General features: G+C 57.0%; 4 protein-coding genes. All 4 read left to right on the top strand.

Annotation, left to right across the window (positions count from 1 at the left end):
• The first annotated feature begins 229 nt into the window (after positions 1 to 229).
• The 4 genes from BM132_RS27430 (at position 230) to BM132_RS27415 (ending at position 13,459) form a co-directional block, all read left to right on the top strand.
• Complete coding sequence (locus BM132_RS27430; protein WP_092460001.1) at positions 230 to 11,224, top strand: two-partner secretion domain-containing protein; 10,995 nt, start codon at positions 230 to 232, stop codon at positions 11,222 to 11,224.
• 494 nt (positions 11,225 to 11,718) lie between these two features.
• A complete protein-coding gene (locus BM132_RS27425) occupies positions 11,719 to 12,273 on the top strand; it encodes a hypothetical protein (RefSeq protein ID WP_092459999.1) in 555 nt (184 codons plus the stop codon).
• Between the two features lie 417 nt (positions 12,274 to 12,690).
• Complete coding sequence (locus tag BM132_RS27420; RefSeq protein WP_092459997.1) at positions 12,691 to 13,074, top strand: DUF6124 family protein; 384 nt, start codon at positions 12,691 to 12,693, stop codon at positions 13,072 to 13,074.
• A 136-nt stretch (positions 13,075 to 13,210) separates the two neighbouring features.
• Positions 13,211 to 13,459, top strand: coding sequence for a hypothetical protein (locus BM132_RS27415; RefSeq protein WP_092394163.1), 249 nt, complete (start codon positions 13,211 to 13,213; stop codon positions 13,457 to 13,459).
• Positions 13,460 to 13,527: the final 68 nt, after the last annotated feature.

The following is a 13,527-nucleotide window of genomic DNA, read 5'->3' as shown; positions in this document are numbered from 1 at the left end:
CTGTGGGAGCGAGCCTGCTCGCGAAGGCGGCCTGACAACTCACCTCTATCTCCAGACCGATGGTCCGCACAGCCTTCCTTTCTGTATTCATTTATTGACGCCAGAATAATGGCTATCTAATATCGCGCCACTATTTTGATGTCACTTTCGATTCCTTAATCGACCTACTTCCGCGTGGATGCGTTTTTTAAATGCTGCCGCTCTAAATTTCGTTGTACGAGACTTGATCATGGACGACCGCCAACACGCCTTCCTGGCCCGCCAGCCTTCTGCTGTCCTGAAAAATCGCGAGCACTTCTGGGGCATGCCCAAGCGGGGCCTGGCGTTCCTGTTGGCCAACGTCATGTTCTGGCAACCGCTGTGGGCCCAGGCTGACGGGATCGTGGTCAGCGCACCGGGTACTGGTCTGGACCGGGCCGGTAACGGCGTGCCCATCGTCAACATCGCCAAGCCCAACGGCAACGGTCTGTCCCACAACCAGTTCAAGGACTACAACGTCGGCAGCAACGGCGTAATCCTCAACAACGCCACCGCCCGCACCCAGTCCACGCAGTTGGGCGGGATTATTGTTGGCAACTCGAACCTCAATGGCGCGGCGGCCAAGACCATCCTCAACGAAGTCAACGGCGGCAACCCTAGCCAGTTGCGCGGCTACACCGAAGTGGCGGGGCAGTCGGCTCATGTCATCGTCGCCAACCCTTATGGCATCAGTTGCAACGGTTGCGGTTTCATCAACAGCCCGAAGGTGACCCTGAGCACCGGCAAACCGGTGGTGGAAAACGGTCGGCTGGATCGCTACCAGGTGGATAAAGGCAGCGTTGCCATCGAAGGCGCAGGCCTCAACGCTAACAACGTCGACCACTTCGAAATCATCACTCGCAGCGCCAAGATCAATGCCGAGATCCAGGCCAAGAACCTGACGATTATTGCCGGGCGCAACGACGTCAACGCGACCACCCTCAACGCCACTGCCCGGGCCGATGACGGCAGTGTCAAACCGCAACTGGCTATTGATTCCTCGGCCTTGGGTGGCATGTATGCAGGCGCTATCAAGCTGGTGGGCACCGAGGCCGGGGTTGGTGTCAAGCTGGACGGCAAATTGATTGCCAGTGGTGGTGATATCCAGCTCGACGCCAACGGCCATCTGAGCCTGGTCGACACCTCGGCCAGCGGCGCCGTCAAGGTCAAGGCCGCCAGCCTAGACGCCCGTGGTCCGGTCTATGCCGGCACCACGTTGAACGCGCAAACCCAAGGCAACCTGACCAACCAGAAAACCCTCGCGGCGCGTAACACCATCACCCTGGGCGCCGGTGGGCAGTTGAGTAACAACGGCATCATTGAGGCCGGGGTCAATGCTGATAACTTGCGCAATGCTGCGGGGGATGTGAGCCTCACGGCGCAAAACCTCAGCAACAACGGCAAGAGTGTGGTCGCCAGCCGCAATCTGACGGTCAATGTTACAAAGACCCTGAACAACCAGGGCGGGACCTTGAGCGCCGGGCAAACCGGCACGGTAAAAGCCGGGACGTTGGATAACCAGAACAAGGGGCGGGTGCTGAGCAACGGCGCCCTGAGCGTCGCCGCCGACAAGCTGCTCAACACCCAAGGCATCGTCAGCAGCAATGGCAACCTGACGGCCAATGTGGGGCAGTTGAACAATCGCAACGGCCAGCTCAACAGCTTGAGTGACGTCACCTTGGATGTCGCCTCGCTGGATAACACCGCAGGTCGGTTGCTCAGCGGTGACGCACTCACCGCCAGCATCTCGGCGCACCTGCTCAATCAGGCTGGGTTGCTGTCATCGACCGGGCTGCTGACCCTCAATGCGGCGAGCCTGGACAACCGACAGGGCGGCGTCATCACCAGCGCCCAAGCAGCGAGTCTCAACGTAGGCAGTCTGGATAACCGAGGCGGTGAAGTGTCGAGCCAGGGCATCCTGGCGCTGACCGGCACCGAGCTGGACAACAGCAACAGCGGCAAACTGATTGCCTATGACGACCTGCGCCTGACGCTCGAGCGCCTGAACAACCAGACCAAGGGTTTGATCTCCAGCCGCGCCGCTCTGGCTATTGATGGGGGGCAGCTGGATAACCGCCAGGGATCTCTTTATGCACAGCAAGGGCTGAATCTGGACCTGCGCGGACAACTGCTTAACGTCCAAGGCAGCGTGAAAAGCGACACCACGGCCAGCGTCAAAGCGGGCGAGATAAATAATGACGGTGGTCAGCTTTCCAGTTTGGGCGCGTTGAGCATCGACAGCGCCGCAGCACTCAGCAACGTCGACGGCAGCCTGATCAGCAGCGACACGCTGTCGTTAAGGGCCGGCCAGGTGAATAACGCTGCTGGCCGTATCGCCAGTGCAAAAGCGCTGGACGCCAGTGTTACCGGTCTGGATCAACAACAAGGTGAGTTGTTCAGCAACACCAGCCTCAGCCTGGACCTGAACCAGGGCCAGTTGAACAACCAGGGCGGCCTGATCAACGCCTCGGGTGCGTTGCTGCTGAGTAACCTCAAGGACGTCAATAACCAGAACGGTGAAATCTCCAGCCAGCAAGCGTTCACCCTGGCGGCGCAGAACCTCGATAACAGCGGCGGCAAATTGCTGAGCAATCAAGGTCTGGTGCTCAGAACCGCCCAGCTCCTGAACAACGCCCAGGGTATCATTTCGGCGGCCTCCGTGGACAGTCGCAGCAACAGCCTGGACAACAGCGATGGCCTGATCAGCAGCCGCGATCGACTCGACCTGACTGTCGACGGGCTGCTCGACAACCAGCGCGGCTCGCTGATCGCCGATGGCGCGATGCTGCTCGCCGCTGATCATCTGGACAACCGCGCCGGGAGCATCGCCGGCAAGACCGGGCTTGAGGCCACCGTCACCTCGCTGGATAACCGCCAAGGCACGCTGATCAGCACCGATGCCTTGACGCTCAAGGCGACCAGTCTCGACAACCGTCAGGCCGGTTTGATCGGTGCGACAAAGGCGCTGGATCTCGACGTTGACGAACTCGACAACCGTGGCGGTGAACTGACGAGCAACGCCGACGTCACGCTGATCAGCCAAAACCTCGACAACAGCGATGGCGGCCTGGTGTACGCCGGGCAAGCGCTGAAGCTGACGGTGGACAAGCTGCTCAACCGCACCAAAGGCTTGCTCAGTGCCAAGACCGAATTGAGTCTGGATGGCGGCGCCCTGGACAACAGTGGCGGCGCCCTGATCAGCCAACAGAACCAGCGCATCAATCTCAGCCGCGATCTGCTCAACACCCAGGGCCAACTCAGCAGCGAAGGCACGCTGAATGTCACTGCGGCCAACCTGACCAACACCGGCGGCAGTCTGTCCAGCGCCGCCGACCTCACGGTGCAAAGCCTGGGGCGTCTCGACAACCAGGGCGGCGAACTCGTGACCGACGGCGCGCTGCTGCTCACCAGCGCGGCGCTGGACAACCGTCAGCAGGGCAACATCAGCGGTAAAGGCACGGTGAGCGTCACCACGGGTGCATTCGATAACAGCCAGAGCGGTCGCCTCAACAGCGGCAGCACGCTGAACCTCGTGGCGGGCCAAGTCACCAACCAGGATGGCGGGAGCATCGGCAGCCAAGACGCGGTGACCGCGTCGGTGTCCGGTCTGGATCAGCAGGGCGGCAAGCTGTTCAGCAACACCTCGCTGAGCCTGGACTTGAACAACGGCCAGCTCAACAACCAGAACGGCCTGATCAATGCCCCCGGCGCGCTGGTGCTGAAAAACCTCAACGGTGTGAACAACCAGGGCGGTGAAATCTCCAGCGCCGAAGCCTTTACCCTGGCGGCCAAGAATCTCAACAACGACGGTGGCCGGTTGCTCAGCGGCCAGGGCCTGACCCTGCGCATCGCCCAGGCGCTGAACAACATCAAAGGCCTGATCGGCGCGGCGACCCTGGATGCCACGGCGCAAAGCCTGACCAACAACAGCGGCACAATCACCAGCCGTGGCAACCTCGACCTGACCGTTGATCAACAACTGGATAACCAAGCCCAAGGCCTGATCAGCGCCGCGCAATTGCTCACGCTCAACAGCGGTGATCTGAACAACCAGGGCGGCAGCGTGCTGGCAGGCGGTGCCTTGGTCCTCAACGCCATGGCCCTGAACAACAGCGCCGATGGCCTGATCAATGCCCAAGGCGACCTCACTCTTGGTGCCGATTCGCTGGACTCCAGTGACGGTGGTGAAGTGTCGGCCAAGGGCGACATCCGCCTGACCCTCGCATCGCTGATTCAAGACGGCGGCCGCCTGTTGGGTGAAAAAGCCGTCACCCTCAACCTGGGCAACGGCGACCTGAACAATCGCAATGGCTTGATCACCGCCAAAGGCCCGCTAACCTTCAACGCCCTGCGCGACCTGAACAACCAGGGTGGCGAAATCTCCAGCAGCCAAAGTTTCAACCTGGGCGGCCGGACGCTGGACAACAGCGGCGGCAAGCTGATCAGCAGCCAGAACCTGAGCCTCGACGGCAAAACCCTGGTCAACCAGAACGGCTTGATCTCCGGGTGGCAAGGGTTGCAGGTCAACGGCACCCACCTGGACAACCGCAACAACGGCACGCTTTCCAGCCGCGACGGCAACGTGACCCTCAATCTGCTGGGCAACCTGCTCAATGGCAACGGCGGTGCGCTGGTAAGCATGGGCACCCTTGATGTGACGGCCGTTGCGGTGAACAACTCACAAAAAGGGGCGCTCAGTAGCGGCGGCGCCCAAAACCTCATCCTCAGCGGCGCGCTCGACAACGGCCAGGGTGGCCTGATCGACAGCGGTGCCGGCCTGACCATCAAGACCACCGCCCTGGACAACGCCAGTGGTGCCATCAACGCTCAACAAGCACTGACCCTTAACGCCAGCGAACTGGATAACCGCCAAGGCAACTTGATCGGTAACGCGGCGGTCAACCTGAACCTTAACGGTGCCCTCGACAACAGCGGCGCCAAGCTCGCCAGCGCCGGCCCGCTGACCGTTAAAGGCGCGACAGCGATCAACAACCAGGGCGGCCAAATCGCCAGCCAGGATCAAATGACCCTGACCACCGGCTCCCTGGACAACAGCAACACCGGCACCATCGCCGCCAAAAACGCCCTGGCAATCACCGCCACTGGCGCCGTGCAGAACCATACCAACGGCCTCATCTACAGCCAGGCAGCCGACGTCACACTGAAAGCCGCGAGTCTGGCCAGCGGCAAGGGCGAGATGCAAGGCCAGACCGGCCTGACCGTCGAGCTGAGCGGTAACCTGGACAACCAGGGCGGCAAACTCATCGCCCAGACCGGCGATGTCAGCCTCACCGCGGCCAACATCGACAACCGCGGCGGAACGCTTGCCGCCCTCAAGGGCGCCCTTGAAGCGCGCACCGTGGGCGTGCTGCGCAACGGTTTCGACGTGGACAACAAGGGGGGTGTGATCCAGGCGCAGAGCCTGAACATTCGCGCCTTGGCGGGGCTGAACAACAACGGCGGGCGAATCGCGGCCCAAACCGGCGATGTCATCATCAACACCGCCGACTTGAACAACCGCAACGGCGGCCTCTACGCTACCGGACTGCTCAGCGCCACCGGCTCCAGCCTGGACAACACCGCCGGCCAGATCGCCGGCAACCGCATCGACTTCGGCCTGAGCGGCACCCTGACCAACCGCAGCGGCATCCTCGAGAGCGACAGTACTCTTGCAGTGCGCGCCGCGAACCTCGACAACCAGAGCGGCAAATTGCGCGCCTTGGGCGCCAGCGGCAAAACCGACTTCCAGATCGGCAGCCTCTTCGACAACCGTAACGGCAACCTGGAAACCGCCAACACCCACCTGACCCTGGGCGCCAACAGCTTCCTCAACAGCGGCGGCCAACTGCTGCACGTGGGCGACGGCACGTTCGACATCTCCCTGCCTAACGTCACCGGCGCCGGCGGCACCATCGTCACCCGCGGCGGCCTGACACTCAACGCCGACACCTGGACCAACACCAGCGTCATCCAGGCCGGGCGGCTGAACGTCAACGTCAAGAACTTCACCCAGACCGCGACCGGGCAACTGCTGGCTTCGACGCAACTGGAAGGTAAGGGCGGGAACTGGGTTAACAACGGGTTAATCGCCAGTGATGGCGGCATGGGCTTGCAGTTGACCGGGCGGTATAGCGGCAATGGCCGCGTCACCAGCCTGGGCGACATGACGGTAGACGCCGCTGCGATCGACCTGAGCAGCGTGGCAAGCATTACCGGCGGCGGGACCACGACGATTGGTGGCCGCGGTGGCTTGAGCAGCCTGAATAACTACGGGCGGCTGACATCGGCGGGTGCGCTGAATATCAATGCGGGTACCGTCAATAACTACGGGACCGTGGCCGGCGCGGATGGATTGAAACTGACGGCTTCGACATTGCTGAACGACCAGGGTGGGTTTTTGTTCAGTGGCGCGGATATGAAGTTTCGGGTGGGGAGTTTGACCAACCGTAAGTCGGATGTTTATGCGTTGAGGGATATTGATGTAGCGCGCAATGACCTGGGTGGACGCTCGGCGTTGATGGAGAATGATTCGGGCACCATGGAGAGTGGGCGGGATTTCTCTATTAATGCGGATTCGATTATTAATAAGCGGGGGGATTTTAAGACTGAGGCGGAGTTGTATTCTTCGGCGTTGGGGTTTCGTTGCAATACTTGCGACTCGCTTCCTCAATATGGAATTGACTGGCTACGCTATCATCTCGTCTATCAACAGCAGTATCGTGTAGTGGTGTCCGGAGACTCTACAGCGAAATCGGCTTCGCTGAGTGCGGGTGGGGATCTTAATGTTAAGGGGACCTCATTCACCAATTCAAACTCGTCGACCATAGCGGGTGGAAACGTTTCTATAGTCGTAGATGATTTTGATAACTCAGGCACTGCTTTGGGTGATTATACGAGTTATCAATATATAGCGTATTCAGCTAATGAACAGATTGGAGAGCTGCGTTCAATAGTAAATTACAATACGTATAATGATGCTGATTACAATCAAGACATTCGTTTTTGGAATTCTTCCGGTGTTGAAAGCTCTGTGCAGTCCCGTGTTACGGTGTCTGGGGCGAAGCCTGTTGATAAAGAATATTACCAGGTGATCGGTCCGGCTGTTATTTCTATTAGTGGGAGTGGGTTTAGAGGGTATCCGGAAGTTGATTTTGAGCCATCTAAGTATAAGGATGGTGTTCAGGTAGATCTGCCTGATTTTATAAAGAAACTAACGCCCTTTAACCAAACAATCATTACGTCCACTGCATCCGACAATTTTGCTCCAGCCATCATCCAGGCTGGCGGCAACGTTTCCATTACCGCAAAAAACAAAATCACCAATGGCGTAGAACGCCCGTTCTCAGCTGGCATTTCAACGTCGACGCGCAATGTCACAACCGCAGCCTCAGGATCAGGCAAAACCACGGTCATGACCCTGAACAGCCAACTCCCACCGGACTTGGCTCAGCAACAAATAAACCCATTGACACTCCCCGGTTTCAACCTCCCCACCGGGCAAAACGGCTTGTTCCGGTTGAGCGGGCAGGGCGCCAGCGACGCGTCAGTGTCCCAGACGCCGGCCGTGTCGAAGAATTGGACAATCGGCGGCGCCAACGTGAGCGCATCAGATCGCTCCACCGCCGGCCCAATCGCTAATGTGCGCGACATTCAGGTCGCCGACGTCACTCAGCTTTCGGCCTCTGATCGTCAGTTGCAACCATTGAATGGTGACAACGCTGGCGGGTCCGCCTTCCAGATAACCTCTCCAGCAGGCGGTGGCTCTGCAGGAATCCCAACACCTCCGACCAGCCAGACCTTGGCACGAGTCACGGGCCTGCCGAGCGCTACGGTTACCTCGAAGCCGCATAAATACCTGATCGAAACCAACCCGGTCCTCACCGACCTCAAGCAGTTTACAAGCTCGGATTATCTGCTGACGAAGCTCGGCTACGACGCCGACACCAGCGCCAAACGCCTGGGTGACGGTCTGTTCGAACAACGCTTAATCCAGCAAGCCGTCGTCGCCCGCACCGGCCAACGCTTCATCGACGGTCAGACCTCCGACGACGCGATGTTCAAGTACCTGATGAACAACGCCATCGCCAGCAAAGACGCCCTCAACCTGTCGATGGGTGTCACCCTCACCGCCCAGCAAGTCGCCGCGCTGACGCATGACATCGTCTGGCTTGAAGAGCATGAAGTGAACGGGGAAAAGGTGTTGGTGCCGGTGTTGTATATGGCACAGGCCAACAATCGTTTGGCGCCTAATGGTGCGTTGATTGCCGGCCAGAACGTCACGTTGATCGCCGGCAAGGATCTGGAAAATGCCGGCACACTCCGGGCTACCAATAACCTCTCGGCGACCGCCGGCCAGAACCTCGCCAACAGCGGGTTGATCGAAGCTGGAAACCGTCTTGATATGCTGGCTGGCAACGACATCGTCAATAAATCCGGCGGGATCATCGCTGGGCGTGACATCACCCTGAAGGCGGTAGCGGGGGACGTGATCAACGAGCGCACCATTACCACCGCAAGCATCAGCAACAGAGGTTACAACCAGCTAAAGGATTACGCAGACAGCGCCTCACGCATCGAGGCCGCCAATGACCTGACCATGGGCGCCGGTCGGGACTACAAGAGCGTTGGCAGCGTCATGGTTAGCGGTCGTGATACCCGGATCGATGCAGGGCGGGATGTCAATATCGTCTCGGCTCAACAGCAAAGCTCCAGTACGGGCGGAGTTCGCAGAAGTTCGATCACACAGCTGAGTTCGGACATGGATGCCGGGCGTGATGTTGTTGTGAATGCTGGTCGAGACTTTAACGCTATCGCTAGCCAGATCAGCGCTGATCGGAATGTAACGCTGACTGCCGACGAGAACATGACAATCTCTTCTGGCGCCAACGAAACACATTCTTACTACAAGTCGAAAAAAGTCACCGCCCAGGAAGACCACGTCAAACAAATTGGCAGCGCCATCAGCGCTGGTGGTGATGTGAGGTTGGATGCCGGAAAAGACATGGCGCTCATCTCCAGCCGCGTCACCGCCGGTGATGAAGCTTACTTGGTGGCTGGCGAAAATCTTGACCTGTTGGCTGCGCAAGACAGCGACTACTCGCTGTATCAGAAAAAGAAAAAGGGCAGTTGGGGGAATAAACAGTTCCGGCGTGATGAGCTGACCAAGATCACCCATGTTGGGAGCCAGATCACCACGGGTGGGGCTCTGACGTTGCTCAGTGGAAGTGATCAGCGTTATCAAGTCGCCAAGCTGAACTCTGGTGATGATCTGACGATACAAAGCGGTGGTTCGATCACCTTCGAGGGCGTCAAGGATCTAGATCAGGAAAGCCATACCAAGAGCAACACCAGCTTGGCCTGGAATTCCATGAAGGGTAAAGGTCACACTGATGAAACGTTGCGCCAGAGCCAACTGGTGGCTCAAGGCGACCTGGTCATTAAGGCTGTCGATGGCTTGAACATCGATATCAAGCACATCAATCAGAAGACCGTCAGTCAAACCATCGACGCCATGGTCAAGGCCGACCCGCAATTGGCCTGGCTTAAGGAGGCCGAGCAGCGCGGTGATGTGGACTGGCGGTTGATCAAGGAAACCCACGAGTCGTTCAAGTACAGCAGCTCGAGCCTTGGGCAGGGGGCGATGCTGGCGATTATTATCGTCGTCACTGTTCTGACGGCAGGGGCGGCGTCGGGTGTTGCCGGTGCAGCGGCAAGTTCGGCCAGTAGTGCAGCAGCGGCAGCTGGTGCCTCGGCCGGCACAGCCACGGCGTTGGGGACGGCTGCGGGATACGCCGCCTCAGCAGGATTCCAGGCTGTTGTTAGTCAAGCCGCTATCAGTACCGTCAATAACAAAGGCAACCTCGGCGCGACCTTTAAAGACATTACCTCTTCTGACTCGATGAAGGGATATCTGACGTCTGCCGCCATGGGGGGGATGACGCCCGGTTATAACCCGGCAGCGCTTGGTTTTAACCTTCAAAGTCTTCAAGCCGTCCTGCTCAAATCAGCCTCTGATGCGTTCGTGAACACAGTCATTAATGGAGGCAGCTACACCGATAACTTGGGCAACTCCTTGGGGAATCAGGCCAGTAACGTGGGCATGGCCCTGGGGTTCAAGATGGTCGGTGACTATTCGCTGGGGAAATACCAGGATGGAAGCATTCAGAAGGTGATGGCTCACGCATTGATGGGTGGACTTCTGGCTGAAGCGACGGGCAGCGATTTTAAGACGGGGGCCATCGCCGCAGGCGCGAACGAAGCGCTCATCAATGTGCTCAGCAACATGGTGGGTGGGAACAAGCAGCTGGAATTGATGGCATCGCAGCTTACAGGTCTTGTCGCAGCGGCAGCGGTGGATGGGGATTTATCGAAGGGCGCCGAAATTGCACAGTACGCCACTGCTTACAACCGACAGTTGCATAAAGAAGAGCGGGAGCTTGCCAGGCAGCTAGCTGATCGAAGCAATGGAAAATTCACAGCTGAGCAAATTGAAGCGCAATTGCGACTTTCCGCAATAGCGGGGACCGACATCGGACCTGGTACCGACATTGTGGCCACAAAAGATGGCATGTACGATCCTTCCGGTAAGTGGGTGCCATTGGGTGATGGTCAGTTTTTGCAGCAATTCGATAAGCTGGATTTGGAAGTAATCGCCTTCATACGCGAATCAACGAACAATTACAGCTGGCTAGGGCTGCCCTCGGTGGCCGGCCCCGATTGGAGCAATACCCCGTATGGGCCTGGAGACAGAGATCCCCTAACAGGGTATCCGACAGATGGCAAAGGCGGCTACCGAGTGGGTGTGGCTGTTGACGGTGTTCGTTTTACTCCTCGTTTCTTTGCGTGTGCTAGTGCGCAATGTATTGCCTCTGGCGCGAATATTGACTTGGGTGATATTGAAACTCTTAGATGGATTAATGCCGCGGATGTAGAGGCGGTGGATAAAATGAGTAAGGTGTTAAGCGTCGGCGCCATAATTACATCTGGGGGGCTCTCAGTAACTTTTGCAAACTCATCTACTGCGGCTTCGCTTCTTGCGGGCTATCTTAATAACGAAACGGGAAAGGCCGTGAGTAGTACCGTGCTTAGTATGGGGTTTGAGCGCTATGCAATGGCCAGAGGGCTTTCAGCAGTAGAGGCCGGTCGAGTATCCAGTGCGTTGGGTGTATTAAAGGTCTGGGATAAAATTATTGACGGGGTTTTATAATGTTTTTAAGGTCAAGAGTTGTAATTGATGCTTTGTTTAGGTACCGGAATTATGTCGCGATTGGGCTGTTATTTGCTTCGGTCTTGAATGCCGTTCTAAGATTTAATGGTGGATGGGGGCGTTTTTTTTTAATGATTGTAGTTCAGCTGTTATTTGTGCAAGCTGTCTGGAATTATTTGAGAGGGGCTAGGATTGCTATCGGACCTAGCAGCTTGGGCAAAGATGCTGATCCTGAGTGGCGAGCTGCTTTAGCGATATTCTCTTTTACTCTATACGTAATCGTTTTTTTTCTAGATTTTGAACGCGGCCTGTGAAAAAAAGGCGCGATAAAGGGGGCAGGTTTTAATGGCGCTTACTTAACGGATAGCTCTAGCTGATGCACCTGCAAAAAATGAAAAAGGTTGGGCTTAGTCTCTTGGGTGAAAAACCTGCTCCAAGAAAGACTCCATTTTTTGTTTTTTGTTTTTTGTTTTTTGTTTTTTAAGGATTATTCAATGCACTATTTCGGCACGTCCCTCCTACTGTCCATGACATTGCTCCTTTCAGCCTGCAACACTACCCCCTACGACAAGGCTACTATCTACTACGACCGAACACAGTTTCCTGCACAACTTGTCAAAGACTATCCAAGACTGAACAGCCCTATTTTGCAACATGGCCGTTGCTCTCTGATCGTATCTACCCCGGGTTCGAATACCGGCACCTACTATTTCTGCACCTACGCGTTGACCGCCAATGATCTGTACGTTCAGGGTTGGGACGCCAAAGCGTTGAAGTACGTCGAGATCGCTCATGTGGATATATCGGCGCTTAAAAACGTCGCCCTGCATACGATTTTTCGGACCAGTCAGCTCCAGATGACGGAAGAGCGGCGTCAATTGGCGTTGAGCGCGTCTATAGATGAGGGGGGCTATATCGACTCGGCAGCTACCAAGGAACTGTTCGAGGCAATTAAACGCAAGGGTGTGCCGGTGGTGAAAAGCGAAGGCATGATTAACCCGCCCGCGCCGCCTTCGCCGATGATCATTCCAATCATTATTCCAACGTAAAAAGTAGTAAGGGCTGGGTAAGCAGGACAGAGCTAAGGAACCCCCTACAAATCTACCCAAGCTCTGGGCCTGCTATGCACTTCAGCCCGCATTGGAAAAGAGACTTTATTTGTACAACCTGACGCACCGAGGTATCAGGTCAGGGGCTGCTGCGCAGCCCAGCGGGAGCAAGCTCCCTCGCCACGGGGTTTGCGGTGGGGTGGGAGGCTGCATAAATCATTCAGGTGCGTCGGAAGGATCCGCTCGCCAGAGCGAAACATCCGACAAGCTTTTAAGGTTGTCCCTCGGAAATGTGCTCTCTAACCTTTTGCTGTCGCTGCGAAACAGCGGCCGGGAGTGGGAACCCGAAATTAATAGGTCGTAAGCCTCACGACCATAACGGCAAGTGATGGCTCCAATTTCATCAGGAGCATGCACATGAACGAAGGAAAGACTGAACCGAACTTCAACAGAACGAATCCATTAGCGGATTTCGACGCGATCGAAGACCTACTCAAAGACCGAGCCGCCGAGCGGGCACTCAATCATTACCTCAATCCAAAAAAACCAGAGCCAAGCACGGACCCCCGTATCGACAGCCTGTTCTCCGTCACCGCCAAAGCTGACGCCGACACGCTGCTGACCAGCACCAGCGAAACCCTGGCTTCGGTAAAAGCCATGGCTGAGAACCTGGCCTTTGAAGTGGAGGGCACGCGGCGCAGCGTGGCGTTGGGGATTCATCAGTTGGTGGAGTTGTGCCAGTTGCTGGTGGATAAGGCGTTGGATCAATTGGAGGCGCCGGGCAGTCCCGCCGAAGGATAGGGCCAGCTCCCGCTGTACGGGTGTACACCTGTTAGTTCTGACAGTAGACGACTGGCGCGCCTGATCATACGGTGAATGCTGGCGCGCTTTTCTCACGAGCGATGCCGTAATTACTTAATCCAATGGAAGAGGTGTAATGATGGCTGCCAAAGAAATTCGCATATCAATTGAAGAACTCGATCGTGACAGTAGCCCTGAGGTCTTGTTCGAATTCTACAGCGGGAAGGACATTGATTTTTCTACCTCTGTATCCTCCTCTTCGAAGAATGGTCACTACGATAAGGTGGACGTAAAAGGAGATGCTGACGGAGATGGCGATTTTGATGCGCAGGATGATGAGTTGTTCATCCAGCTCGCTAAAGCAGCGGTGGCTTTGCTGAAATAACGATATATGGACCGTGCCGCCAAGCTAAAGGGCCCTTCCGAAACAGGTGGGTCAATTGCCTTCGGTGC

It is taken from the genome of Pseudomonas sp. NFACC45 (assembly GCF_900113505.1).
Classification (GTDB): Bacteria; Pseudomonadota; Gammaproteobacteria; order Pseudomonadales; family Pseudomonadaceae; genus Aquipseudomonas; species Aquipseudomonas tehranensis.
This window is presented reverse-complemented; position numbering and strand designations above follow the sequence as displayed.

Bases quoted from the DNA above. Each gene is read 5' to 3' on its own strand.
- BM132_RS27430 (WP_092460001.1), top strand. From the start codon at position 230: ATGGACGACCGCCAACACGCCTTCCTGGCCCGCCAGCCTTCTGCTGTC.
- BM132_RS27425 (WP_092459999.1), top strand. From the start codon at position 11,719: ATGCACTATTTCGGCACGTCCCTCCTACTGTCCATGACATTGCTCCTT.
- BM132_RS27420 (WP_092459997.1), top strand. From the start codon at position 12,691: ATGAACGAAGGAAAGACTGAACCGAACTTCAACAGAACGAATCCATTA.
- BM132_RS27415 (WP_092394163.1), top strand. From the start codon at position 13,211: ATGATGGCTGCCAAAGAAATTCGCATATCAATTGAAGAACTCGATCGT.